This window comes from Bacteroidota bacterium, assembly GCA_036522515.1.
Classification (GTDB): Bacteria; Bacteroidota; Ignavibacteria; order UBA10030; family SZUA-254; genus VBOC01.
On sequence record DATDFQ010000041.1, the window covers coordinates 24,208 to 49,871 of the forward strand.

Sequence of the window (25,664 nt, forward strand, 5' to 3'; positions counted from 1 at the left end):
GGAGAGTTCAGAATTCCTTCCCCGCGACCCGGCGTATCGAAGCGCCGAGGTGCTGGAGTTTCTTCTCGATCCGTTCGTAGCCGCGGTCGAGATGGTACACGCGAAGCACTTCGGTCCGGCCAGTCGCCACGAGGCCGGCCAGCACGAGGCTCGCCGACGCGCGCAGGTCGGTCGACATGACTTTCGTGCCGGTCAGCTCTTTAACCCCTTTCACGATCGCCGAGTTCCTGCTCAACGTGATGTCGGCTCCGAGGCGGGTCAACTCGGGCACATGCTTGAAGCGGTCGTAATAAATGGAGTCCGTGACGACGGACGAGCCGCGGGCAACGGACATCAGGGTGATCCATTGCGCCTGCATATCGGTCGGGAAGCCGGGATAGATCTCGGTCGTCACATCGACCGCCCGGATCGTCCGCGGGGCTTTCATTTTCACCCAGTTGTCGCCGGTTTCGATTCTTGCGCCGGCTTCGCGGAGTTTTTCAAGGACCGCGGTCAGATGATCCGGCTTGCACATGTTCAGCTTCACGGTGCTCCCGCTGATCGCCGCCGCGATTAAGAAGGTGCCCGCTTCGATTCTGTCGGGAATCATCCGCTCGTCGACCGGATGAAGCGTGTCGACGCCTTCGATCTCAAGCCGTGAAGTCCCGATGCCGTCAATCCGCGCTCCCATTTTTGTCAGGAAGACGGCGAGCGCTGTGATTTCCGGTTCTGTCGCGGCGTTTGCGATGACGGTCGTCCCTTTTGCCAGAGCGGCCGCCATCATCACATTTCCGGTCGCGCCCACGCTCGAAACGTCGAATCCGATCTTCGCCCCCCGGAGCCGCGAAGCCCGCGCGAGGATATATCCCCGGTCGATCTCGATCTTCGCGCCGAGCTTTTTCATCCCCTCGATATGGAGGTTCACCGGGCGGGGACCCCAGGCGCATCCTCCGGGGAGCGAGACCTTCGCATGCCCGTAGCGCGCCGTGAGCGGGCCCAGCACGTAGACAGACGCGCGCATCTTTTTCACCTGCTCGTAGGGGGCCTCGAATTTGTTCACGCGGAACGTGTTCAGGGTCAGCCCGTCCTTCTCCCTCTCGGCGTCCACTCCCATCATCTGGAGGAGCTTCACCATCGTCGCGATATCCCGAAGCTCAGGGACGTTCGTGAAACGGTATTTTCCGCTCGCAAGGAGGGTCGCGGGCATCAGGGCGAGGGCCTCGTTCTTCGAGCCGCCGATGGTGACCGTCCCGCTTAATTTCTTTCCGCCGTGTATGACGAATTTATCCACGATTTCCCTTGTTTGAGCGTCCCGCCAATATACGTGAAACTGCCCCAAGAAGCAACGAAAATGGGGGTTTTGCCGGGAGACGTGCGATTTGGCATGGGGAGCGGTGATTTAGTTCCCATACTTTATTATATTGTGGGTCTAATAAATCGAAGGAACTCTGATTATGTCGCGCACTGTAAGAGGGGGACTCATCCAGGCAACGCTCTCGACCTCAACCGAGCAGCCGATCGAGACCATCAAGCAAGGAATGATCGACAAACATGTCCGAATGATTGAGGAAGCGGGGAAGAAAGGGGTTCAGGTCCTGTGCCTTCAGGAACTGTTCTATGGACCCTATTTCTGCGCTGAACAAAAGACGAAGTGGTATGCGATGGTGGAAAAAGTCCCGGAAGGGCCCACCACCAAACTCATGCAGGAGCTCGCGAAAAAGTATTCGATGGTCATCGTGGTCCCGCTCTACGAATCGGAGATCTCGGGCGTCTACTATAATACGGCCGCGGTCATCGACGCGGACGGCAAGTACCTCGGAAAGTACCGCAAGACTCATATCCCCCAGGTCGAACCTGGATTCTGGGAAAAATTCTACTTCAAGCCGGGAAACCTGGGATACCCCATTTTCAAGACCGCCTATGCCGATATCGGCGTGTACATTTGCTATGACCGGCACTTCCCGGAAGGGGCGCGGATCCTCGGGCTCCATGGCGCCGAGATCCTTCTGAACCCGTCGGCGACGGTCGCAGGCCTCTCGGAGTATCTCTGGGAGCTCGAGCAGCCGGCGCACGCGGTGGCAAACGGGTATTTCGTCGGGGCGATCAACCGGGTCGGAACCGAGGCCCCTTGGAACATCGGGGAGTTCTACGGAAAGAGTTACTTCTGCAACCCGCGCGGAAAGATCATCGCCCAGGCGAGCCGCGACAAAGACGAACTCCTTGTGGCCGACCTTAATCTCGAAGAGATCGCCGAAGTCCGGAACGTCTGGCAGTTCTATCGCGACCGGCGTCCGGAAATTTACAAAGAAATGACAGAATTGCTCCCCTGACATGGAAAAAACAGGCTCACAGATTCCGACAGTCTCCGAGATCACCGCTTCCCTGACCTACGGGACGTGGCGATTCCAGAAAAACTGGAAACCCCTTCACGTCGTCGACGCGGAAGGGTGCTACTTCACCGATGCGGCCGGGAAGAAGTACCTCGATTTCTCCTCCCAGCTCATGTGCGTGACGCTCGGCTACAAGAATAAGGCGGTGATACAGGCGATCCAGGACCAGGCGGCGTCGCTTCCCTACATCGCTCCCGGGTTCGCGACCGGCGTCCGGGCGGAACTGAGCACGCTTCTGCTCGACGTCCTGCCCAGGGGCCTGGAAAAATTCTTTTATACGACCTCCGGGACGGAGGCGAACGAAGCGGCCTTCAAAATTGCGCGCATGGTGACGGGCAAGACGAAAATCATCGCGCGGTACCATTCGTACCACGGCTCGACGATGGGGTCTGTCGCCGCGACGGGCGACCCCAGGCGGTGGGCGATGGAGCCCGCCGGAAAAATTCCGGGGGTCATCTTCGCGCCGGAGGTGAATTGCTACCGGTGCCCTCTCCACCATCACTACCCCGAGTGCGAGATCGCGTGCGTCGAATATATCGATCATATGATCGAAAACGAGAGCGATGTGGCCGCCGTGCTTGTCGAGCCGGTCGTCGGCACGAACGGCGTCCTCATTCCTCCCAGGGAGTACATGCCCCGCCTCCGGGAGATCTGCACCAGGCGGAACGTTCTCCTGATCGCCGACGAGGTGATGACCGGGTGGGGACGGACCGGAAAGTGGTTCGCCGTGAATCACTGGGACGTCCTGCCGGACATCCTCACGACCGCAAAAGGGATCACGACGGCATATGTCCCCCTCGGGCTCTGCGCGACGACGAAAAAGATCGGCGATTTCTTCGACGACCATTATTTTTCGCACGGACATACCTATGAGGCGCATCCCCTGACGCTCGCGCCGGCGATCGCGGCCATCAAGGAGTACAAGCGGCTGAACCTGATGGATCGCGCGGTTGAAATGGGAAGCTACATGGGGAAACAACTGGACGGGCTGAAGTCGAAGCACCGTTCGATCGGCGAGGTGAGGGGCATCGGGATGTTCTGGGCCGTGGAGGTCGTCAGGAACCAGAAGACGAAGGAACCCTTTAATTCGTACAGCGACAAGGTGAGCGGCACTCCTCTTCTGGTGGACAAGGTTGCCGCAGAAATGATGAAGAATGGAGTGTTTATCCAGGCGTGGGTGAGTCACTTCGTGATCGCGCCCCCTCTGATCATCACGAAAGAGGAGGTCGATGCCGGAATCCGCGCGCTGGACGCCGCACTCTCGATTGCAGACGAGGCAGCAGCTAATTAACAAATCCTGTCACTTGTGAAGGGCAATATGATGAGAGCATTTCTTACATTGATTGTGGTAACCGCGGTCGCGGGCGCATTGTTTCCCGCCGCGGCGCAGGTAACAAACCTTACCGTGGACCATGTCGGCTCGAACTTCAGCATGGTCTCCGGCGACACGATACAGTGGTCCTACAATATCCCGACACCCGGAGGGACGGTCTCCGGAGAAATCTGGTACGACGTCAACTCGAACGGCACTATTGAACCCGGCACCGACGTCAATAAATTCACGTTCACGCAGACCGACGGCAATTCGAACGGAAACGGCGGCCCGCCCGACCTGGACGGAACCGCAAACGGATTTGTCATTTTTGGCCAACGGGTGGGCGTCGCCCCGGGCCACTACATACTCAAGTTCACCTTTAATGCGCAGAGCGCCAGCATCGAGGGGAATGTGACGGCTCTCGCCTCTCCCGCTCACACAATATCGGGCCACGTCACACCCCCGGCCGGGAAAAGCTCCCAATATATCAACGTCGTTCTTCAACAGAACGGGGGGAACCAAAATAGTTTCTGGGACGCGTATACCGACGCGAGCGGGGATTATACGATCGCCATGGACGCCGATACGGCCGGAAACCCGTGGAACCTGCGGATTGAAAACAATCCCTATCCACCCGCCATCATCTCGCCGCAAGACACGTTCGTCACCGTCACCGGCAATCACACCGGATACAATTTTACGTTATACCCCGCAGCGGCACAGGTCGCAGGGACCGTACACGATGAGTTTGGCAATCCCGCCGGGAACAATGGCGTGAACCTTTACAGATACGGAAGCTTCATATTTCACTCGGGCAGGGTTAACGGGTCCGGGTTTTTCCAGATCGGATTGACTGCGGCCGAGCTCACCAGCGACACATGGATCCTCCAGAGTAACAGCAATAGTAACAACGGAAATACCGGCTCCGAATTGATCGCGCAGGCGGCGGTCCCGGCGATCGGCCTCGGGGACAGCTTATATTATGCACTGGTCGTTTACACTGCTAATTCGACGATCGAAGGGCAGGTGCAGATCAACGGAGTCCCGGCAAACTTCCCGCTGGCGATTCAGGCCTCGAACTCGGATACGGCATACGCGCAGGCCACAACCGATTCTGCCACCGGGAACTTCGTTATCTATGTGTCGGACAAAATCTACAATTACGACGTGACGGCGGCATATCTTTCTTATCCCTACAATTCCGCTCACGTTACGGCGCATGCGGGCCAGACAGGGATCATCGTCAATGTGACAGTCGCAGGGGTGGTGGAGCGAGCGCCCGGGATACCCGGCTCATTCGCCCTCCGGCAGAATTATCCGAACCCGTTCAATCCCGCGACGCATATCGACTACGATCTTCCGGTCGCATCGAACGTGAGGTTGACGGTCTTCAATCTTCTCGGCCAGGAGGTGATGCGCGTGGTCGATGCGGAGCAGCATGCGGGTTCGTATCGCGCGACCATCGACGCATCGCAGCTTTCGAGCGGGGTCTATCTCTATCAATTGACGGCGACAAGCCCGAACGGCCTCGCTTCGAACGTTTACAGATCGACGAAGAAATTTGTGGTGATGAAGTGACCTCTTTTGTCATCCTGAGCAGAGCGAAGGATCCCTGCTTTCGTGGACCGAGATCCTTCGGTCGCTTCGCTCCCTCAGGATGACAACCAGTCTCGGGCCCTCCCGCCCACCAGGGCGGGAAGGCTCGATTTTTGCAACCAGCAGCACCCGTGAGGAAACCTCCATGCAGCCCCAATCCGACACAATCGAACGGCCGGGAACACGCAAGAGTCCCGCCCCCGCCCTGAAGAATTTCATCGGCGGGAAACCCGTCGATTCTCTTGCCGCCTCTTCCCTTCCGGTGACGAACCCGTCGACCGGCGAAGAAATTGCCTCCGTTCCCCTCTCTGCGGCTCCCGATGTCGACGCCGCCGTCCGCGCCGCCGCGGCCGCCTTTCCGGCATGGTCTGCCATTCCGATCAAGGAACGGGCGCAGGTGTTTTACCGCTACAAGACTCTCCTTGAGCGCGATGCCAAAGCGCTCTCGGCGCTCGTGCACGAGGAGAACGGCAAGATAATGAGCGAAGCGGCTGCGGAAGTCGAAAAATCGATCGAAGTAACGGAGTTTGCCTGCTCGATGCCGCAGATCGCCGCCGGGGAAATCCTCGAGGTGAGCCGGGGCGTCGAATGCCGGATCGACCGGCACCCGATCGGGGTGGTCGCCTCGATCTCCCCTTTCAATTTTCCGAACATGGTTCCCAACTGGACGATACCGAACGCGCTCGTCCTGGGAAACACAATGATCCTGAAACCGTCCGAGCAGGTTCCCCTCAGCTCCATGAAAATCGCGGACCTGTTGAAGGAAGCCGGACTTCCCGAGGGGGTGTTCAACGTGGTGCACGGGGCTCAGGCGGTCGTCGAGGCGATTTGCGATCACCCCGGGATTAATGCGGTCACGTTCGTCGGTTCGACGCGCGTCGCGAAACTGGTCTACGCCCGCGCGACCTCCCGTATGAAGCGGGCGGTCTGTCTCGGCGGGGCGAAGAATCACCTGATCGTTCTTCCCGACGCGAACGAGGAGATGACCGCGTCGAACGTCGCCGTCTCGATGAGCGGCTGCGCCGGCCAGAGATGCATGGCTGCGTCCGCGATGGTGGCCGTCGGGCAGGTCGATCACATCATCAAACGGCTCTGCGACGAGGCCCGGAAGATTGTGCCAGGCAAGAACCTCGGCGCGGTGATCTCCCAACAGGCCAAAGAGCGGATAGAACGCTATATCACGGAAGCCGAACGGGACGGAGCGACCGTGCTTCTCGACGGAAGGAAGTGCGTCGTTCCCGGCAAGGAGGGCGGATATTACGTGGGTCCCACGGTCATCGACCATGTGCGGCCCGATATGAAGATCGCGCAGGAAGAAGTGTTCGGCCCCGTCCTCGCGATCATCCGCGCGAAGTCGGTCGAGGAGGCGGTCCGGATCGAGAATAGCTCGCCGTACGGGAACGCGGCCTCGGTCTTCACCCAGAGCGGCGGAATGGCGCGATACGTGATCGAGCATGCGAGCGCGGGGATGGTCGGCGTGAATATCGGCGTCCCGGTGCCCCGGGAGCCGTTTTCCTTCGGAGGATGGAACGACTCGAAGTTCGGCGCTTGCGACATTACCGGGAAAAGCTCCGTCGAATTCTTTACGCAACTCAAGAAAACCACGACCAAGTGGAATCCGGAATCACAAGTCAACTGGATGAGCTGAGGCGAACGATGAGCCAGAGAAATTCCATTCCGGTGGAGACCGCCCCGCCGGCCGAGGCGGGCGGGAACGGAGCGAAGATCGCCACCCTCAAAAATTTCATCGGAGGAACATGGGTGGGCTCCGCTTCCGGGAAATCCGTCCCGAATATCAACCCCACTCATACGAATGAAATTCTGAACCATACCCCTCTCTCCACCCGCGAAGAGGCCCGTGCGGCCATCGCGGCGGCGAAGCGCGCGTTCCCTGCCTGGAAAGCGACTCCGGCGCCCACCCGCGGGCGGCTCCTGTTCAAGGCGATGAGGCTTCTGCAGGAACGGCTGGAAGATGTCGCCGTGGCGCTCACACGCGAGGAAGGGAAGATCCCCAAGGAATCCCGCGGCGAAGTGCAGCGCGCCATCAACATTATGGAATTTACCGCCGGCGAAGGAAGGCGGCTCCGCGGGTCGACGATCCCGTCCGAATTATTGAATACCTTCATCTATACGATCCGCCAGCCCGTGGGAGTGATCGGTCTCGTCACGCCGTGGAATTTTCCGGTGGCAATTCCGGTCTGGAAGATCGCGCCGGCCCTCCTGGCCGGTAACACGGTCGTCTTCAAACCCTCCACCTACACTCCTATCACGGCGGTCAAGATCGTCGAAATCTTCGAGGAGGCCGGCTTTCCCCCCGGAACGCTCAACATGGTGCTCGGGGGCGGCGGTACGGTCGGCGATGAAATCGTGAACCATCCCGATATCCACGGGATCTCCTTTACCGGATCGACGGAGGTGGGATGCTCGCTCTACGAACAGGCCTCCCGCAGGGGTGTGCGGGTCCAATGTGAAATGGGGGGAAAGAACCCGATCGTCGTCCTTGCGGACGCGGATCTTCCGCTCGCCGTCGAAGGCGCCATCCAGGGAGGATTCGGATCGACCGGCCAGAGATGCACCGCCTCCAGCAGGATCGTCGTCGAAGAAGCGGTCGCGGACAAATTCACGGGGATGCTCCTCGCCCGGATGGATTCGATCCGGCTCGGCGACGGAATGGATCCCGGGACGGACGTGGGACCGGCGGTGGAGGAACGGCAGATGAACACGGTCCTCGAGTATATCAAAATCGGCTCCTCCGAGGGCGCGCGCCTGTTGAAAGGCGGGAAGCGGATGACGGACGGGGCGTACCGGGAGGGATATTTCGTGGAGCCGACGCTTTTCGGCGGAGTGACGAGGGGCATGAGGATCGCGCAGGAGGAAATATTCGGCCCGGTCGTCGGGATCCTCCGGGCGCGGGATTTCGAACAGGCGGTGGAGATCGCGAACGATACGAAGTTCGGGCTCTCCGCCTCCCTCTATTCTCAGGACATGTCGAGGATCATGAAGTTTGCGGAGCTCGCGGAGGTCGGCAAGGTGCACATCAATTCTCCCACGATCGGCGGAGAAGCGCAGGCGCCCTTCGGCGGCATCAAGGCCACAGGGATCGGCCCGCGCGAATGCGGCACCGAAGTGTTCGAGTTTTATACGGAACTCAAGACGGTCTACGTTGACTACACCGGCAGGAAACGAGAAACGAATATCTACTAACATCACTCCCATTTATGAAACAGCCCGCGCCGAAACTTTCACCGGAACAGTATGAGGAGAACTTCTCGGAGTTGCACCCCGCGTTCACTCCGAACCAGGCTGTTGCCGAAGCGAACCGCTGCCTCTACTGCTTCGATTCCCCCTGCATGAAGGCATGCCCCACGCACATCGACATTTCGACGTTTATCAAGAAGATCGCGACCGGGAACGTGAAGGGATCGGCCAAAACCATCCTGGAATCGAACTGGATCGCGTTGACATGCGCCAAGGCGTGCCCGGTGAGCGTCCTGTGCGAGGGGGCGTGCGTCTATAACGACCGGGGGGAACACCCGATCGAGATCGGCCGCCTCCAGAGATTCGCGATCGACCGGTACTTCGAAAGCGGGATGCCGCCTCTCTTCACACCCGCGCCCAAAAACGGCAAGTCCGTCGGCATCATCGGGGCCGGACCGGCGGGGCTCGCGTGCGGCGCGGAGCTTGCCCTGATGGGGTACGATGTGACGGTGTACGAGGGAAAGAAAATTCCCGGCGGCCTCGATACCTGGGGAATCGCCCCGTACAAAATGTCGTATGAGGACAGCCTCAACGAGGTGAAACTGGTGGAGGGGCTCGGCGTCAGGATCAAGACGGAGATGACCGTCGGGAAGAACATCTCGATGGACGATCTCGCCCGGTCGCACGACGCGGTGTTCGTGGGCGTGGGCCTGGGCAATTCGCCGAACCTGAAGGTCCCGGGCGAAGAGTTGCGGGGAGTTTGCGACGCGCTGGAGTTCATCGAACGCGTGACGAGGCGAACCTGGAGCTCCGTCGACGTCGGAAAGCGTGTCGCCGTCATCGGAGCGGGAAATACCGCGATCGACGCGGCGACCGAGGCGAAGCGGCTCGGCGCCGAACAGGTCAGCATCATCTACCGGCGGAGCGCCGGGGAAATGTCGGCCTACGCGTTCGAATTCGACCTTGCGAAACGGGACGGGGTGGTGTTTCACTTCCTTACCGCTCCGAAACGGATTCTCGGAAACGGGGCGGTTGAGGAGCTTGAATGCACGAAAATGAGGCTCGGAGCCCCCGACGAAAAGGGACGCCGGACGGCCGAGCCGGTGCCGGACTCGGAGTTCCGCATCCCGGTCGATATGGTAATCAAGGCGATCGGACAGAAAACGGGCGAAACGCTCCTGGCCCAGATTCCCGGCCTCGTCGTGAAGAGCGGACGGGTGGTCGTCAATCCTGAAACGATGCAGAGCTCAAATCCCAAATTCTTCGCAGGCGGCGATTGCATTAACGGCGGAAAAGAAGTGGTCAACGCCGCCGCGGACGGAAAACGCGCCGCGCACGGCATTGATAAGTATCTTTTCCCGAACTAAACGCGGATTTTCAACTTAAAGGCAAGCTATGGTCGATCTCTCAATTAACTGCGGTGGAATAAAGTCCCCGAATCCGTTCTGGCTCGCCTCGGCGCCCCCCTCGAACTCCGGGTACCAGGTGTGCAAGGCGTTCGAACAGGGTTGGGGCGGGGCGGTCTGGAAAACCATCGGGGAACCCGTCATGAATACGGTGAACCGGTACGGCGGAATCGATTTTAACGGACAGAAGCTGATCGGGCTCAATAATATCGAACTCATCAGCGACCGACCGATCGAGGTGAACCTCCGCGAGATCGCCGAGACGAAGAAATTGTGGCCCGACCGGGCGGTCATCGCATCCCTGATGGTCGAATCGAAGCGCGAAGTGTGGCACGACATGGTGAAGCGGACGATCGACACCGGTTGCGACGGGATCGAGCTGAACTACGGCTGCCCCCATGGGATGAGCGAGCGCGGCATGGGCGCCGCTGTGGGCCAGATCCCCGAGTATTGCACGATGATCACCGAGTGGGTGACGGAGGTTTCGACGATCCCGGTCCTCGTGAAACTGACTCCCAACATCGCCGATGTCCGCTTCCCGGCGCGCGCCGCGAAGAAGGGGGGCGCCCACGGCATCTCGCTCATCAATACGATCAACAGCATCATGGGCATCGACCTCGATTCCCTGACACTGACCCCCTCCGTGGACGGAAAAGGCACTCATGGGGGGTATGCGGGACCGGCCGTCAAACCGATCGCGCTCAATATGGTCGCCCAGGTCGCGGGGGATCCCGAGGTGGGTCTTCCGATCTCCGGCATCGGGGGGATCTCAACCTGGCGTGACGCGGCGGAGTTTATCCTGCTCGGTTCGGCCAGCGTTCAGGTCTGCACCGCGGTCATGCACTACGGGTTCCGGATCATCAACGACCTCGTGGAAGGGCTCTCAAACTGGATGGAGGAGAAGAAGTTTCGCACGATCGAAGAGTTCCGTGGACGGGCCGTGCATTGCGTCACCGATTTCGGAAACCTGAACCTGCTCTATAAAACCGTCGCGGAAATCGACGAGAAGAAATGCATCCAGTGCAACCTCTGCTACATCGCCTGCGAGGACGGCGCCCACCAGTGCATCGACCTGATGCCCCACAACGGAAAGAACCAGCCGAGGGTCCGCCAGTCCGATTGTGTCGGGTGCGCGTTGTGCTTCCTCGTCTGCCCGGTGGAATCGTGCATTTCCATGGTCAGAAAAGACGACGGTTCCGAGGCGATCACATGGAACGAGCTCATGAAGAAGCTCCCCCAGCCGCTTGCCTGGGAATCCCTCCGGCAATTCCAGCAGAAGCACGGCGTCGAGATCCACTGAGCCGGGACGAGCAGCCGTGGACCCGCCTCGGCGGGAACCTTCCGGGGGGATCCCCTCGTTCAGTGATGAGAGGCAACCGATACCACCACCAACCAGGAAAGGAGTCCGCTATGCCCATCACAGAGAAGGATCAGTTCATTCAGGCCTGGGAGCGTGAGTTCCAGACGACGCTGAAGGTTCTGAAGGAATACCCCGCCGACAAGCTCGCCATGAAACCGGCGGAGAAGTCGCGTACCGCGAAAGACCTGGCATGGACATTCGTCACCGAGGAAATGGCCATGATCGGCGGCACCCTGAAAGGAAACATCGATTTCCAGAACCTTCCGCAGGCGCCCGCGACGTTGCAGGAAATTATTTCCTCCTACGAGCAAACCCACACGGGGATGGTCGAAAAGATACGGCAGATGCCCGAAGCAGAGTTCAATAACATGATCAAGTTCCCGACAGGCCCGAAGCAAGTAGGAGACATGCGCAAGGCGGATGTCCTCTGGAGCAGCATCATGGATTCGGTTCACCACCGGGGACAGCTCTCCGTCTATCTGCGGATCGCCGGCGGAAGGGTCCCGTCCATTTACGGTCCCTCGGCTGACGAGCCCTGGATGTAACAAGACCGCATTCTGATTGAATATTCCGGGTTTCAGGGTCGGGTCGATTTCCCGATACTGAAACCCGGTTTTTTTCCCACGCCGGGTCCCTCCTCAACCAGGACGAATTGCCAAAACTCGTTCTTTTTGGCAATTCACCTCGAAAAATCCCCTAAATCATTCCGTTCAGGCCTATTGACAATCCTGCCTTTATTCGCTATCTTTGACGAAAGTTCGTATAATATTACTAATTCTGAGGGGGTTCCAAGGAGGTGATGGCCCGGCGAGCCTGCGGTAGTTCGAACCGGTAGACGTAAAACAACTGAAACCCACCACTTTCCATCAGGAAAGGAAGGCACATGCTATGACCGAGAAACAGATCTTTCTGAAGGCATGGGAACGGGAATATGAAACGAACCTCGCCGTCCTGGGCGCAATTCCTACGGACATTCTGGATCTGAAGCCGACGGAGCGCTCAAGATCCCCGAAGGAAATCGCCTGGACGATCGTCGCGGAGGAGAGGGAACTGATCGGAGGGGGAGTCGCGGGACTTGTCAACCTCAAACCCGGGCCCAAAGCTCCTGCCACTCTTCCGGAGATCATCTCCAGCTACAAGCGCGTTCACGAGGAAACGCTCGAAAGAGTGAAGGCCTCAAGCGACGCCGATTTCGAAAAGCCGGTCAAAGGGTTTACCCCGACGAAGAAACTGGGAGAGCCCAGGCGGGCCGACGCATTATGGAGCGCGCTGATCGACACGGTTCAAAACCGGGGTCAGCTCTCCGCATATCTGAGCATGGTAGGCGCATCATCCCCTTCCGGCACATACATTCCGATACAATTCGAGCCGTAAAGCGGAACGATCAGCCGGACTGGTAATCCCTTTGCCCCCCCCATTGAGGGGGGCATCAGCCCGGAAGACAATAGGAGCCCCGGCAGGTTGTGTTGATCAGGACCCCCTCTCTTGATTGACATTAACGCCGGGGTTTCCTATCTTTGTCCCCATCAGGACCGGCTCGAACTCCCCTGTCACGTACGCAATAATCTGAATTTTACCACCGCTCGCGAGGATCCTCCATGTCCGTCCTTGTCCAGAATGCGCGCATTATCACGGCGGAGCAGGACTACCCTGCCGACATCTACATCGAGCGCGATACCATAACGGCAATCGGCACAAACCTTCCGATGAAGGCGGACAAGACGATCGATGCCGCGGGAAAGTACGCCATCCCCGGCGGGATCGACGTCCATACCCACCTCGACATGCCGTTCGGCGGAACGGTTTCCAGCGATGATTTCGAAACCGGCACGAGGGCGGCCGCCTTCGGCGGGACCACGACGCTCGTCGATTTCGCGATCCAGGCGAAGGGGACGAAGATGCGTGAGGCGCTCGACACCTGGTGGAAGAAGGCGGAAGGAAAGGCCTGCGTCGATTACGGCCTCCATATGATCATCACCGACCTGCCGGACGCCCACATGGAAGACATGAACGATATGGTGCGGAACGGCGTCTCGAGCTTCAAGCTCTTCATGGCGTACCCCGGGGTCTTGATGGTGGATGACGCGACCATCTTCAAAGCGATGCGAAAAACGTCGGAGAACGGCGGCCTGATCTGCATGCACGCCGAGAACGGAAGCGCCATCGACATCATCGTCAAAAAGGCGGTCGCCGACGGAAAGAAAGCCCCCATCTACCACGGACTCACGCGCCCCACGACGGCCGAAGCCGAGGCGGTCAACCGCGCGATCGCGCTCGCGGAAATGGCGGGAGTGCCGGTCTATATCGTGCACCTCTCCTCTCACGACGCCCTCCAGCGGGTGGCCGAAGCGCGTGACCGGGGCCTCCTCTCGTACGCGGAAACCTGCCCCCAGTATCTGTTTCTCTCCATAGAAGACCTCGACCGTCCGAACTTCGAGGGGGCGAAGTATGTCTTCACTCCGCCTCTCCGGGAAAAATGGCACCAGGATAAGCTCTGGGATGGGTTGAAAAACAACACCCTCCAGGTGGTTTCCACCGATCACTGCCCGTTCTGCTTCAAGGAACAGAAGGAGATCGGCAGGGACGATTTCACCAAGATCCCCAACGGCGGCCCCGGCGTCGAAAACCGGCTGCACCTGTTGTTCGAGGGGGGAGTCAACAAGAAACGCATTTCGGTGAACCGATGGGTGGAGATCACATCGACCACCCCGGCGAAGATCTTCGGCATGTACCCGAAGAAGGGCACGATCGGGATCGGGAGCGATGCCGACATCGTCATCTGGGATCCGAATGCGGAGCATGTGATCTCCGCATCGACCCACCACATGCGCGTCGACTATTCGATGTTCGAGGGCTTCAAAGTCAAGGGAAACACCGAAACCGTTCTCTCCCGCGGCGAAGTCATCATTGAAAAGGGAAAGTGGCTCGGCCGGACGGGGCGCGGGAAATTTATCAAACGCGACGCGTTCGGCGGCGCGTGGAGGTGAAGTTTCGAATCAACCGGAGGTGCCGAATGTCCCGCTCGTTCGTTCACGTTGTTCTTTTCCTGATTGCGGCCCCCGCATTCTGCCAGGTCCGCCCTCTCCATACGTTTTCGATTGTCGCCCGTGATTCCGTGACGGGGGAAATGGGCGTCGCGGTGCAATCGCACTGGTTCTCCGTCGGGCCCCTTGTCCCGTGGGCCGAGGCCGGTGTCGGCGCCGTCGCGACCCAATCGTTTGTCGATCCGGCGTACGGACCGTTGGGGCTCGAGATGATGCGGGCGGGCAAAACCGCCCGGCAGGCCCTGGACGGAATTCTTGCCTCCGATCCCGGCGAGGCGGTCCGCCAGGTCGCCATGGTCGACGCGATGGGGCGCGTCGCGGCGCACACCGGGTCCAAATGCATTCCCGCCGCGGGGCATATCGAAGGCGAACAGTTCACGGTCGAGGCCAATCTCATGCTGAACGACAAGGTCTGGCCGGCGATGGCGAAGGCGTACCGCGAGACAAAGGGAGACCTTGCCGACCGGATGCTCGCGGCGCTCGACGCCGCGCAGTCCGCCGGCGGCGATATCCGGGGAAAACAGTCGGCCGCCATCCTGATCGTGGCCGGAAAACCGACCGGCAAGCCCTGGACAGACAGGAAGATGGATCTCCGCGTCGAAGACAACGCCGCTCCCCTCGTGGAGCTCCGGCGGCTGGTGAACATATGGCGCGCCTACGAGCATGAAAACAACGGGGATCTCGCCGTCGAAAAGCACGACGTCGAAGGAGCCTTGCGCGAGTACGGCGCCGCGGAGAAAATGATTCCGGACAACCTCGAGATGAAATACTGGCACGCGGTCGCCCTGGTGAACGTGGGGAGGCTGGAGGAATCGCTGCCTCTGTTTAAGGCGGTGTTCAAGGCGGATCCGAACTGGATCGAGCTCACCCCGCGGCTCCCGAAGGTCGATCTTTTGAAAGTCGACGCGGTCGGTTTGAAACGCATTCTCTCCGCGGCGAAGTGATCGCCGAACCAGGGAAACCCCGCGCGGGGACGCCCGGCGCGCCGTCACAGAGGACCTCATCACGGTCATGAAATTTCCCGAATCAAGCGAGCTGGTTGAAGTCGACACCGCTCAGCTCAACAACAGCCCGCTGATCAATCCGGACATAGCCCCCACCACCGTCGCTCAGCGCAAGTGGAGCGTGTACGATTTTGCGGCGCTCTGGATATCCATGTCGGCATGCATTCCCACCTACATGCTCGCGTCGGCCCTCATCTCCGAGGGGATGAACTGGTACCAGGCTGTGCTCACGATTTTCGTCGGAAACACGATCGTCCTCGTTCCGATGATCCTCAACGCCCATGCCGGCACGCGATACGGGATTCCGTTCCCCGTCTACTGCCGTGCTTCGTTCGGGGTCAAAGGCGCGAATATTCCCGCCCTCCTCCGCGCGTTCGTGGCCTGCGGATGGTTCGGCATCCAGACCTGGATCGGCGGGTGGGCGATCTACAAGATCGTCACGATCTACGTCCCGGCGTGGGACGCACTCCCGACATTCCTTTCCGGCATCAACATCGCTCAGCTCGCCTGCTTCCTCCTCTTCTGGGGGATCAACATGTTTGTCATCTACAAGGGAATCGAGTCGATCCGCTTCCTGCTCGACATCAAGGCCCCTCTGTTGATTCTCCTCGGGCTGGCCCTTCTTGGGTGGGCCTATCAGCGGGCCGGAGGATTCGGTCCGATGCTTTCCCAGCCGTCGCAGTTCGCCGCCGGGGGACCGAAGGAAGGTCAGTTCTGGGCGGTCTTCATCCCGTCTCTGACCGGCATGATCGGTTTCTGGGCGACGCTGTCGCTCAACATTCCCGACTTCACGCGCTACTCCCGGAGCCAGCGGGACCAGGTGTTGGGGCAGGCGATCGGGCTGCCGACGACGATGGCTCTCTATTCTTTCATCGGGGTCGCGGTCACATCCGCAACCATCGTCATCTACGGCGGGAGCCCGATCTGGGATCCGGTGGTTCTCATCACGAAATTCACCAACCCCGTTGTCCTTGCGGTATCATTGTTTGCACTCTGTCTCGCCACGCTCGCCACCAATCTCGCGGCGAACGTGGTCAGCCCCGCCAACGATTTCTCCAACCTCTGGCCCTCGAAAATCGGCTTCCGGACGGGCGGGCTCATCACGGGGATCATCGGTATTCTTATTCAGCCGTGGAAGCTGGTCGCCGATCCGAGCGGGTATATCTTCACGTGGCTCGTCGGTTACTCGGCGCTTCTCGGGCCGATCGGCGGAATCCTCATCTGCGATTATTTCGTCATACGGAGGATGCAATTACGGCCGCTCGATCTCTATCTGAATCCGGGCGCCTATACGTACCGCGGGGGTTACAATCCGGCTGCGATCGCGGCCCTTGTGCTCGGGGTGGCGCCGAGCGTGCCGGGATTCCTCGGGACGATCGGGGCGGCGCCGGCGGCTTCGGTCGGGCCGTTCTTCATGCACGTCTACAGCTATGCCTGGTTTGTGGGGTTCGGAATCGCATTCGCCGCCTATTACGGGTTCATGGGCAAAAGCCGGCGAGAGCTCGCAGCGTGAAGAGCTCTCTTCCTCTCTCCGGTATTCGCGTCCTTGATCTTACGCGGATTCTTTCAGGCCCCTTCTGCACCATGAAACTCGCCGACATGGGGGCAGACGTGGTCAAGATTGAGCAGCCGGGGCGCGGAGACGACTCCCGGGGTTGGGGTCCTCCTTTTGTTCACGGAGAGAGTGCTTATTTCCTGAGCGTGAATAGGAACAAACGGAGCCTCACGCTCAATTTGAAATCGGCACAGGGCAAGCGCGTATTGCAAGAGCTCATCGGACTCTGCGACGTGCTCGTTGAGAACTTTCGGGCGGGGGTCATGAAATCGCTTGGATTCGGATACCGGGATGTCCGGAGGATGAATCCGCGCATGATCTATTGTTCGATCTCGGGGTATGGCCAGAAGAGCAGCAAGAGCCACAAGCCGACCTACGACCTCATCATCCAGGGGGAATCAGGCCTGATGGATGTCACGGGATTCTCCAAAGGCCCGCCGCTGAAGGCCGGAATATCGCTCGCAGATGTGACCGCGGGAATGCTCGCGTTCGAAGGAATACTGCTGGCGCTGATCGATCGCGAATGGACCGAAAAGGGGCGCCATGTCGACATCAGCCTCCTCGACGGTCTTCTTTCGCTCTTCGCCTACCAGGCCCAAATCGCTTTGTCGACCAACGATACCGTATCACGCAAAGGGAACCGTCATCCGACGATCACTCCCTATGAAACGTTTGCCGCGAAGGACGGCTATTTGAATGTCGCCGTGGGGAGCGAATCCGCCTGGAAGAGTTTTTGCTCGGCCGCGGGGCGTAAAGAGCTCGCGAGCGACCCGCGCTTCAGGACGAATGCGGAGAGGGTGAAACACCGGGCCGCGTTGGAGCGCATCCTCGTACCTCTCATGAAATCAAGGAAGGTGGCGGAATGGATCAGGCGCCTCGAGCGGGCCGACGTGCCGGCGGGCCGGATCAATTCGATCCGGGACGCCCTGAGGCTGACCGTCCTTCGCGAGCGGAAGATGCTGTCGACGATTCCGCGTGCTGCGGGTGGCGCGCTGAGGATGGTCGGAAGTCCTTTCTCGGCCGCCGGGTGGCGATCCGGCGCCGACTCTCCGCCCCCCCGCCTCGGCCAGCATACCCGTGAAATACTCGTGGATCTGGGTTACACGGTCTCGCAGATCGAGACGTTTGGCAGAAAGGGAATTGTGTAGTGGAGAAGTCGAAAATCTTCGTTGCGGTGGCGGGAAATATCGGCTCCGGGAAGTCCTCCCTCACGCAACTGCTCAGCAAGCACTACGGATGGAAGGCGCTGTACGAATCCGTCGAGGACAATCCCTATCTCGCCGACTTCTACGTTGACATGAACCGGTGGTCGTTCAACCTCCAGGTCTACTTCCTCTCGAAGCGGTTCAATGACCACAAGAACATCGTCGAGGGATCGGAAGACGTCATCCAGGACAGGTCGATTTACGAAGACGCCGAGATCTTCGCGAAAAACCTCCACCTGATCGGAAAAATGGACGCGCGCGACTACACAAACTACCGGGAATTATACGGGGTGATGACGGCGTATCTCCAGCCCCCCGACCTCCTGATCTATCTCGACGCACGGATCGAGACCCTCCTCACGCAGATCGCAAAACGGGGGCGCGAGTACGAACAGACCATCCCCCGCTCCTACCTCGAACAGCTCAATGGTCATTACCACGACTGGATCGGCTCCTACCGGCTCGGGCCCTTGCTCGTCGTCCCCTCGGATGAAGTCGACTTCGTGCACGAACGGGGGGACTTCAACCGGATTCTCCTCCTGATCCAGGCGAAGCTGATGGAGCTCGGCTACCGGACCGGGTAGCCGCAGCCTTTAGGCTGCGTCCATCCGCCCGCGACCTTAAGGTCGCGGCTACCCGTACCTCTGCGTTCAGGATGAGATCCTTCGGTCGCTTTGCTCCCTCAGGATGACAATCGATCAGCGCTGGGCGCTCAGGAGCCGGGAGTACCCCTTCGCATCCGTCAGCAGGCTTCGAGCCGTTTTCAACTGGACGTCGTCGAGGAGCGAGGTCTCGATTCTTCCGTGTTCCCCCTTGTACCTGCTCATGATTTCGACCTTGAGCGCGCTGACGATCCCGTCCCGGTCGCGGTCGAGGCTCATCGATTTCTCGCGGTCCACATCCTTCCCGAGTTTGTCGAGTTCGGCCATCACCGCCTCGCTGTAATGCAATTTCCGCGCCGCGTCCGTCAACTCCGCGAGCTTCTTTCCGCCGTCGTCCTGAAACGTGAACTTCTGTCCGGCCACAAAGTCCTTGAATTGCCGGAAGAGGCTGTCGCCGTCCAGTGCGGCCGGAGCCTCTTTTTGATTCGACACAAACCGCGTCGCAAATTTGAAGTACATCGATTTCCTGAGGAGCTCGCTGTAGACGTCGCTCCTCACCGGTTCCGGCACTGCGGTGTCGGGTTGGATTCCGCCCGATTCAAACTCCTTGCGGCCCTTCGCGGTCTTGAAGAGCCGGCGGAGGCTGTCGGGAGTCGTGGCGAACACCCCGTCCCTGTTCTTGTGCATGTAGTCGATTTCCTGGATGCAGCGGCCGCTCGGCGTATAATACTTGGCGGTCGTGATTTTCAGCTGGGTGTTATAGGAAAGCGGGGTGATCGTCTGGACGAGCCCCTTTCCGAACGAGCGGGTGCCGAGGATGATCCCCCGGTCCAGGTCCTGGATCGCTCCCGCGACGATTTCGCTCGCGCTGGCGCTGTTCCGGTTCACAAGAACCGCCAGCGGCACATCGGGGAGCATCGGCTCCTCCGTGACGAAGAATTTTCGCTCGGACTCCGGTTTCCGGCCCTTTGTGCTCACGACCAGGCTTCCCTTCGCCGCAAATTTTTCCACGACATCGACGGCGACGTCCAGGAGGCCGCCCGGGTTATCGCGAAGGTCGAGGATCAGTCCCTTGACCGGTCCCTTGAGCTTCAGCTCCTTGATGGCGAGCCTCAGCTCGTCGCCCGCGCCGCGTGAAAACCGTTCCAGCCGGACGTAACCAATTCCGTCTCCGACGAAATCGGAGTAGCTGACATTATGAAGCTGGATCTCCTCGCGGACAAGCACGAATTCCAGCGGTTTCTCTTCGCCTTCCCGTTCGACCTTCAGGCGAAGCTCCGTCCCGGGCTCGCCCCGCGTCATCGAGCGGACCGACTCGGGTTTGGAGCCGACGATCGACTTTCCGTCGATTTCAATGATGTGGTCCCCGGGCTGAATTCCCTGCCGCTGGGCGGAATATCCCTCCATCAGCGTGATGACCGTGATATTCCCGTCGCGCAACCCGATCGTCACGCCGATGCCGCCGTACTTTCCCGTCGTGATCAGCTCGACCTCATCGGATTCGCTCTCGCTGATGAAATTGGTATAGGGATCGAGCGTGCCCAGGAGGCCGTCGATGCCGGCTTCCATGAACTTTTCCGGATCGACTTCATCCACATAATTCAGGGTCACTTCCTTGTAAACCCGTCCGAAGATATCGATGCTCTTATTGATCTTGAAGAAGTAATCCGTGTCGGCGAGCCCAAATCCGACAAAGATCCCGCTCCCTGCGAGCAGGACTGCGCCAACCGCAAGCATGACCACCCGGGGCCGTACCGAAAACCATCGTCTCATGACTCTCTCCAGTTTATTTAAATCGCTTTTGTACCACATTCCAAATCTCTTCGTGGATCACGCCGGCCTGCCTCTGCCCGTTTACGGTGACGAACCTTCCCGTTTCCGCCGCCGCCATCGCGCGATACCCTTCCCGGACCCTCTCATAGAAGCGGTCCCCGGCCGATTCCATCCGGTCCCTGGCAAGTCCGGCGGCCGCCAGCCGCTTCGGAATCTCTGACACTTCGATATCGACAAAAATGGTGAGGTCGGGAGATGTCCCCGACGTCGCAATCCTGTTCACGATCCCGATTTCTTCAAGGCTCAGGCCCCGCCCGTACCCCTGATAGGCGGTGGTGGAATCGAAAAAACGGTCGCAAATGATCGTCGTACCGCGTTCGAGGGCCTTCACGATCACCTCGCCGACAAGCTGGCACCGCGCTGCGGAAAAGAGAAACAGTTCCGTCTTCTGGGCGATATCGAGCCGTGATTTGTCGAGCAGAATCGACCGGATTTTCTCCGACAGAGCGGTGCCCCCCGGTTCCCGGAGAAAGAGCACGTCTTTCCCGTCCTTGCGCAATCGCTCCGCGAGGAGTTGTGCCTGGGTGGTCTTGCCGGAATAGTCGACTCCTTCGAAGCTGATGAACATTCGCCGTGCGATCGTGTGACTGTGTTCTTCAAATTAACCAAAATCCGCACATTATACAACTCAGGTGCTGACTGGGTAGTGCATCACTTTCACCATATATGTCATCCTGAGGGAGCGCAGCGACCGAAGGATCTCGTCAGTCGGACCAACGAGATCCTTCGCTTCGCTCAGGATGACAATGGGAGGCACTACCGACCTTGCCTCTCGGTCGATTTTTCCTTATGTTTACGGTGCTCGAAGCAACAGCATCATGGAATGCCACCGAAGCACATAAAGAAGCCGTCGGGGACTCCCGCCCCGAAGCAACCCCCCGCTCCGAAAGATCGCGACAAGCGATCCGAGGCCGGCCGCCAGGATTCCCGCAAAGAAGATACGAAGCTCATCCACGACGCGTTGCGCGGAGTCCAGTCGGCCTACAAACAACTCATGAAGAAGTACCACGATCCGATCTTCAACCTGATCTACCGGATCGTTCACAACAGGGAACAGGTTGAAGACCTGACCCAGGAGACGTTCGTCAAGGCGTTCGCCTCGCTGAAGAACTTCAATGAAGAATTCGCCTTCTCCACGTGGCTCTATAAGATTGCCACCAACAGCACCATCGATTATATCCGCAAGAGGAAGCTTGACACGTTTTCGATCGACAAGCCGGTGGGGCTTGAGGAGGGCGATTACCGCTTTGAGCTTCCGGATACGACGTTCGAGCCCGACAAATCGATTATCCAGCGCCAGCGGGCCAATATCATCGAGGAGGCGATCAATTCGCTCCCCGAAAAATACAAACGGGTGATCATTCTGAGGCATACGGAGGAGCGGGACTACGCCGAAATCGCGAAAATGCTGAACCTTCCGATCGGAACGGTAAAAGCGCACATTTTCCGGGCACGCGAGCTCCTCAACAAGTACCTGCGCGACAAGATCACGCATTATTGAAACTTTGAGCCCCTCTCCGGCGTAACATAGAAGGAGAGAGATCGTATGCCTCTAAAACACCTATCCTTTCCCCTGTTGTTCCTGTCGATTCCGGCGATTCTCCTGGTGAGCGGCTTCGTCTTCCTCGCCTCGCACCACTATCACAAGGATATTGCGCTCGGAGACGAGCGGGAGCTGAAGGTCACCCTCAGTGCCGGTTTTGGCAACGTCGCAATCGCCAAAGGGGAGTCGGCCACCATCCTCGATGCCGGCGTCGAAACGAGCCGCGAACAGGGCGTCTCGGACCTGATCGATTACTCCGTCCGGGACCGCATCGGGTACGTCTCCATCAACACCCACACGGACGCGAAACTGAACTCGCACAAGCGCAGCGTCAACTTTGAGGGATTCAATTCCGAAGCCTGGAACATCAACCTCACGGATGCGGTCCCGATTTCCTTCGATATCAGCCTGGGGCTCGGGAAAGGAGAGTTCGATTTTTCGGGAATGAAGGTGAAAGACCTCAAGATCTCCGCGGGCGCAAGCTCGGTCTGGATGACGTTCGAACGCCCCAACAAGAGTACCATCGAAGACCTCACGATCGAATCGGGCCTCAGCAAGTTCAACGCGGAGGGGTTGTGCAACTCAAACTTCAACCACATGAAGTTCGAGGGCGGAGTCGGAAGCTACGTGCTCGACTTCGGGGGAAGGCTGACGAAGGAGGTGGACGTCGACATCGACGTCGGGCTCGGCTCGCTCACGGTGAGAATTCCGGAGGATGTCGGCGCCAGGATCATCTACGAGAAGAGCTGGATCGCGCACATCGACCTGGCCCGCGACTTCACCGAACTGCAGGAAAACAATTACTACAGCTCGAACTACCGCACGGCCGCGGGAAAGATGAACATTAAGATCGACGCCGGACTGGGCAGCGTGAAGATCGTGAGAGAGTAGCCCCGCTCACCTCCCGAACCGGTAGTACGCCCCCCATCGTTGCAGCAGCGAAAATTCCCCCTGTTTGAGAAGAGCCTCTATCGCGTGGCGGTACGCGTCGCCCATCGACACGCCCCCCAGCAGCGCGGTGTAGAAGCCTTCTCCGAAAAACTTTTTTGCCTTCCTGTCGACCTGCCACTCCGACGCGACGATGGTCCTCGTTCCGTTCGCAAGAAAAATGAGCGGAGCGTACCGGGAAAACGCGCCCGGCCTGTTGGAAATGATGCTCAGGACAAGCGCCTGCGGCTTCGGCACGGCGAGCAGTTCTCCGAGAGAGGCTCCCCGCACCCCGAACGGGGTGATCCCGTCCGCGAGCAGGAGCTTTGAGTTTTCCGGGACCGCCCTGTCGAGTTGAAACTCCGCCGAAATATGGATCACGTCGTAGAGCGAATCCATCATGTGATTGAGCGTCGCCATCGAATTGAATAGCATCGGCGCCCCCTCAAAAAAGCCGCGGATATCCTTGAGCTCGTATTCGACATCCCACGAGGTCCGGCCCGGATGCCCGATCCCGAGCACCCTCCTGGCGGGATGCTCCGGGAGGGAGGAAAAGAGCAATGCCGCCGCAGTGGGAAGATAACTGACGTTCATGCGGGCCGCGAGCGGCCGTTCGTCCCACCGCAGGGTGTGGAACGGGAGCCATCCGAATTCCTGCGGAAGCACGACGTACAATTTCTCGGCGCCCGCCAGATCCTGGACGATCGGGGAGAGAAGCAATTTTCCCAGACCCGAGGAAAGCCCGTTGAGCCGCGTCTGGACCGCGGGGTCCGTAATCCATGTCCCGTTGCTGTTGAGCCGGTTCTCGCCGGCGAGCCGGTTGTAGTCCCGAATAAACGAGAGGAGGGATCCGCGGTTGACGGCGGCCTTCCGGAGCACCGCGCCGCGGCGGTTGACCACGAGCAGATAGAGCGCATCGCGCGTCGGAGCGAACTCGACCAGAACGGCATTGTTCGGAAGCGTGTCCCGGACGGCGGCGAGCTGGAGACGGCCCGGACGGAGCAGCCAGGGATAATTGGAATTGATGGCAGCGAGCTCGCCCACAGACCTGCTGAGCTTTGACGCGCGCTCCGGGTAGGCCTTGTTGAGCGATGCGAGCCGCTCCGGATTCGGGCGATAGACGGAGCTGAGCTCCTCGAGCAGATCCTGCCGGAGGAGCTGCAAGCCGTAGAGGTTCCATTGGACCGAGGCGATCCCCTGGCTCAGTTTCTGGTCCGCGGGCTTGAACTGGATCCGGGAAAAGAAATCCGAAAGGTCGGCCAGGTTGCTCTGCTCGAGAACCGAAAACGCGCTGTCTGCCTGACCGGAACCGCAATAGGCGCGTATGAGCGGATCAGCCCAGGAGGCCCCCTCTCCATCCAGGTAGGTGTCGATGAAATCGAGCGCCCTTCCCTCCGGCGGGGCGGAAGCTTCCCCCGAAAGGAGGAACGCCCGGCGGTAAGCAGGCATCGCCGCGGCCTGATCGGCCGTGGATTCCAATAACCTGCCCGAGATGAAGTTCGCGAGAGCTTCTCCCGGGCGGAAGCCGTTTTGACCGCACTCCCCTGCGACAACAGTGCACCGTTTTACGAGCTCCGCGGCGGTCGACTGGCTGAGACTCCCCCCCGGCTTTGAATCACACGCCACGATCGCCAATCCGAGGATCGTTCTCAGCGCAAACGAGTCGGTTTTCTTCGCCAGCTCGAGCGCATCGGAGTAGTACCTGCGCGCGTCGTCATACCGTTCCCCCCGGTATGACAGATTTCCAAGGGCCGTGAGGATCTCTTCCTGGAGCGGCAGGAGACTCCGCCGTTTGCTCGCGAATCCGAAGCCTTTCGAGAGAGCGAAAAAGGCGCTGTCGGCCCGGCCCGACGCCAGCCACGACAATCCTCTCTGGTAATACGCCTCGGCAAGGCTTGCGGTATCTCCTTTTGACCCGGCAAACTCCCTCCACCGGTTGAAGATCTCCCCCGAAGAACCGGGATCGCCCGCTCCCCTGGAGGCTTCCATCTTCATGCGAAGCAACAGGAGGCGGTCCCTGCCGCCGTGGGCCTGGGTGTCGATCCGGGCAAGTTCCGCAAGGGCCGCCTGTTCATCCTCATACCGCCCCAGCCGGTATGCCGATCTGGCGACGATCATCAGAGCCCGGTAGGCGTCGCCGAAGTCGGAGAACACCTTCGCGGAGGTTGCCGCGTCCGAAGCGATCGTGATTGCATCCGCATCCCGGAACATTTCTCCATAAAAGCCGGCCAGCGCAATTCTTGCCCGGCGCTCGAGGTGCTGATCGTTGAGAGAATGGAAATATTCGATCGTGTTCTGGAAGCCGACAAGCGCGCTGTCGTAATCTCCCATCTGACGCTGGCAGTTCGCGAGGAGGAGATAATTGTCCGCGAGCACCGAATCTTCATTCAGGTCGGTGTTGAGCCTGATGGCCTCCCGGGTTGCGGCCAGGGCCTCGGAATACTTTCTGTCGTTGAAGTTTTTTTCGGCCATCGCGGCCTGCGCTGCCGCTTGCTCCTGGAGATCGCGCCTGCTTGGACCGCATCCGGGGGAAACCACAATTGTACACGAAACGATCAGGACGATCGCGAGAGAAAGAGCTGCCACCCGACTTGGAATCTGCGTTTTCATTATAAACGGACGGAATATAGGAAAGTCCCCGGTAACAAACAACGGCGCCGCGTGCTGCGTCACACCGGCCCCCCGGGTTTGCGCCTCCGGGAGGCGT

20 protein-coding genes are annotated in these 25,664 nt (G+C 59.6%); 16 read left to right on the top strand and 4 right to left on the bottom strand.

Annotation, left to right across the window (positions count from 1 at the left end):
* Nucleotides 1-7: 7 nt before the first annotated feature.
* Nucleotides 8-1,270 carry a UDP-N-acetylglucosamine 1-carboxyvinyltransferase gene (murA, locus tag VI215_05820; GenBank protein HEY6191830.1) on the bottom strand — a complete coding sequence of 421 codons (1,263 nt, stop codon included), beginning with the start codon at nt 1,268-1,270 and terminating at the stop codon, nt 8-10.
* 163 nt (nt 1,271-1,433) lie between these two features.
* Here murA and VI215_05825 point away from each other — a divergent pair, with 163 nt between their 5' ends.
* From VI215_05825 to VI215_05890, 14 genes are all read left to right on the top strand, one after another.
* Nucleotides 1,434-2,309, top strand: coding sequence for a nitrilase-related carbon-nitrogen hydrolase (locus tag VI215_05825; GenBank protein ID HEY6191831.1), 876 nt, complete (start codon nt 1,434-1,436; stop codon nt 2,307-2,309).
* Nucleotide 2,310: 1 nt separating this feature from the next.
* Complete coding sequence (locus VI215_05830; GenBank protein HEY6191832.1) at nt 2,311-3,660, top strand: aminotransferase class III-fold pyridoxal phosphate-dependent enzyme; 1,350 nt, start codon at nt 2,311-2,313, stop codon at nt 3,658-3,660.
* A gap of 27 nt (nt 3,661-3,687) precedes the next feature.
* Nucleotides 3,688-5,262, top strand: a complete 1,575-nt coding sequence (locus VI215_05835) for a T9SS type A sorting domain-containing protein (GenBank protein HEY6191833.1) — start codon at nt 3,688-3,690, stop codon at nt 5,260-5,262.
* A gap of 163 nt (nt 5,263-5,425) precedes the next feature.
* The gene (locus VI215_05840; GenBank protein HEY6191834.1) at nt 5,426-6,928 is read left to right on the top strand and encodes a CoA-acylating methylmalonate-semialdehyde dehydrogenase; all 1,503 of its coding nucleotides are present in this window, start codon (nt 5,426-5,428) and stop codon (nt 6,926-6,928) included.
* Between the two features lie 8 nt (nt 6,929-6,936).
* Nucleotides 6,937-8,484 carry an aldehyde dehydrogenase family protein gene (locus VI215_05845; protein ID HEY6191835.1) on the top strand — a complete coding sequence of 516 codons (1,548 nt, stop codon included), beginning with the start codon at nt 6,937-6,939 and terminating at the stop codon, nt 8,482-8,484.
* Between the two features lie 14 nt (nt 8,485-8,498).
* On the top strand, nt 8,499-9,845 hold the full coding sequence (locus VI215_05850) for an NAD(P)-dependent oxidoreductase (protein ID HEY6191836.1): 1,347 nt from the start codon (nt 8,499-8,501) through the stop codon (nt 9,843-9,845).
* 28 nt (nt 9,846-9,873) lie between these two features.
* Nucleotides 9,874-11,184 (top strand): NAD-dependent dihydropyrimidine dehydrogenase subunit PreA, encoded by a 1,311-nt coding sequence (preA, locus tag VI215_05855; GenBank protein ID HEY6191837.1) that lies wholly within the window; start codon nt 9,874-9,876, stop codon nt 11,182-11,184.
* A 110-nt stretch (nt 11,185-11,294) separates the two neighbouring features.
* Nucleotides 11,295-11,789: a DinB family protein gene (locus VI215_05860; GenBank protein HEY6191838.1), complete on the top strand. Its 495-nt coding sequence runs from the start codon at nt 11,295-11,297 to the stop codon at nt 11,787-11,789.
* Nucleotides 11,790-12,132: 343 nt separating this feature from the next.
* Nucleotides 12,133-12,618: a DinB family protein gene (locus tag VI215_05865; GenBank protein ID HEY6191839.1), complete on the top strand. Its 486-nt coding sequence runs from the start codon at nt 12,133-12,135 to the stop codon at nt 12,616-12,618.
* Nucleotides 12,619-12,842: 224 nt separating this feature from the next.
* Entirely contained in the window at nt 12,843-14,231 is a 1,389-nt protein-coding gene (gene hydA, locus VI215_05870) for a dihydropyrimidinase (protein HEY6191840.1), read from the top strand.
* Nucleotides 14,232-14,257: 26 nt separating this feature from the next.
* Nucleotides 14,258-15,232 (top strand): DUF1028 domain-containing protein, encoded by a 975-nt coding sequence (locus tag VI215_05875; GenBank protein HEY6191841.1) that lies wholly within the window; start codon nt 14,258-14,260, stop codon nt 15,230-15,232.
* 67 nt (nt 15,233-15,299) lie between these two features.
* Nucleotides 15,300-16,805, top strand: a complete 1,506-nt coding sequence (locus VI215_05880) for an NCS1 family nucleobase:cation symporter-1 (GenBank protein ID HEY6191842.1) — start codon at nt 15,300-15,302, stop codon at nt 16,803-16,805.
* Nucleotides 16,802-17,995 carry a CoA transferase gene (locus tag VI215_05885; protein HEY6191843.1) on the top strand — a complete coding sequence of 398 codons (1,194 nt, stop codon included), beginning with the start codon at nt 16,802-16,804 and terminating at the stop codon, nt 17,993-17,995. Before VI215_05880 ends, VI215_05885 begins: the two co-directional genes overlap by 4 nt.
* A complete protein-coding gene (locus tag VI215_05890) occupies nt 17,995-18,636 on the top strand; it encodes a deoxynucleoside kinase (GenBank protein ID HEY6191844.1) in 642 nt (213 codons plus the stop codon). Before VI215_05885 ends, VI215_05890 begins: the two co-directional genes overlap by 1 nt.
* Nucleotides 18,637-18,750: 114 nt before the next feature.
* Here VI215_05890 and VI215_05895 read toward each other — a convergent pair whose 3' ends face one another.
* Together VI215_05895 and tmk are read right to left on the bottom strand one after the other, a co-directional pair.
* Nucleotides 18,751-20,427, bottom strand: coding sequence for a S41 family peptidase (locus VI215_05895; protein ID HEY6191845.1), 1,677 nt, complete (start codon nt 20,425-20,427; stop codon nt 18,751-18,753).
* 13 nt (nt 20,428-20,440) lie between these two features.
* Complete coding sequence (tmk, locus tag VI215_05900) at nt 20,441-21,055, bottom strand: dTMP kinase (protein ID HEY6191846.1); 615 nt, start codon at nt 21,053-21,055, stop codon at nt 20,441-20,443.
* Nucleotides 21,056-21,310: 255 nt separating this feature from the next.
* Between tmk and VI215_05905 the strand changes: the two genes are divergently transcribed.
* Both VI215_05905 and VI215_05910 read left to right on the top strand, forming a co-directional pair.
* Nucleotides 21,311-21,988 (top strand): sigma-70 family RNA polymerase sigma factor, encoded by a 678-nt coding sequence (locus tag VI215_05905; protein ID HEY6191847.1) that lies wholly within the window; start codon nt 21,311-21,313, stop codon nt 21,986-21,988.
* A gap of 45 nt (nt 21,989-22,033) precedes the next feature.
* Nucleotides 22,034-22,921 carry a LiaF domain-containing protein gene (locus tag VI215_05910; protein HEY6191848.1) on the top strand — a complete coding sequence of 296 codons (888 nt, stop codon included), beginning with the start codon at nt 22,034-22,036 and terminating at the stop codon, nt 22,919-22,921.
* A 6-nt stretch (nt 22,922-22,927) separates the two neighbouring features.
* Here the strand turns inward: VI215_05910 and VI215_05915 are convergent, their stop codons facing one another.
* Entirely contained in the window at nt 22,928-25,429 is a 2,502-nt protein-coding gene (locus VI215_05915) for a CHAT domain-containing protein (protein ID HEY6191849.1), read from the bottom strand.
* Between the last annotated feature and the right edge of the window lie 235 nt (nt 25,430-25,664).

Excerpts from the sequence above, each read along its gene's own strand:
- VI215_05825 (HEY6191831.1), top strand. The coding sequence starts at position 1,434 with ATGTCGCGCACTGTAAGAGGGGGACTCATCCAGGCAACGCTCTCGACC.
- VI215_05830 (HEY6191832.1), top strand. The coding sequence starts at position 2,311 with ATGGAAAAAACAGGCTCACAGATTCCGACAGTCTCCGAGATCACCGCT.
- VI215_05835 (HEY6191833.1), top strand. The coding sequence starts at position 3,688 with ATGATGAGAGCATTTCTTACATTGATTGTGGTAACCGCGGTCGCGGGC.
- VI215_05840 (HEY6191834.1), top strand. The coding sequence starts at position 5,426 with ATGCAGCCCCAATCCGACACAATCGAACGGCCGGGAACACGCAAGAGT.
- VI215_05845 (HEY6191835.1), top strand. The coding sequence starts at position 6,937 with ATGAGCCAGAGAAATTCCATTCCGGTGGAGACCGCCCCGCCGGCCGAG.
- VI215_05850 (HEY6191836.1), top strand. The coding sequence starts at position 8,499 with ATGAAACAGCCCGCGCCGAAACTTTCACCGGAACAGTATGAGGAGAAC.
- preA (HEY6191837.1), top strand. The coding sequence starts at position 9,874 with ATGGTCGATCTCTCAATTAACTGCGGTGGAATAAAGTCCCCGAATCCG.
- VI215_05860 (HEY6191838.1), top strand. The coding sequence starts at position 11,295 with ATGCCCATCACAGAGAAGGATCAGTTCATTCAGGCCTGGGAGCGTGAG.
- VI215_05865 (HEY6191839.1), top strand. The coding sequence starts at position 12,133 with ATGACCGAGAAACAGATCTTTCTGAAGGCATGGGAACGGGAATATGAA.
- hydA (HEY6191840.1), top strand. The coding sequence starts at position 12,843 with ATGTCCGTCCTTGTCCAGAATGCGCGCATTATCACGGCGGAGCAGGAC.
- VI215_05875 (HEY6191841.1), top strand. The coding sequence starts at position 14,258 with ATGTCCCGCTCGTTCGTTCACGTTGTTCTTTTCCTGATTGCGGCCCCC.
- VI215_05880 (HEY6191842.1), top strand. The coding sequence starts at position 15,300 with ATGAAATTTCCCGAATCAAGCGAGCTGGTTGAAGTCGACACCGCTCAG.
- VI215_05895 (HEY6191845.1), bottom strand. The coding sequence starts at position 20,427 with ATGAGACGATGGTTTTCGGTACGGCCCCGGGTGGTCATGCTTGCGGTT.
- tmk (HEY6191846.1), bottom strand. The coding sequence starts at position 21,055 with ATGTTCATCAGCTTCGAAGGAGTCGACTATTCCGGCAAGACCACCCAG.
- VI215_05905 (HEY6191847.1), top strand. The coding sequence starts at position 21,311 with ATGCCACCGAAGCACATAAAGAAGCCGTCGGGGACTCCCGCCCCGAAG.
- VI215_05910 (HEY6191848.1), top strand. The coding sequence starts at position 22,034 with ATGCCTCTAAAACACCTATCCTTTCCCCTGTTGTTCCTGTCGATTCCG.
- VI215_05915 (HEY6191849.1), bottom strand. The coding sequence starts at position 25,429 with ATGGCCGAAAAAAACTTCAACGACAGAAAGTATTCCGAGGCCCTGGCC.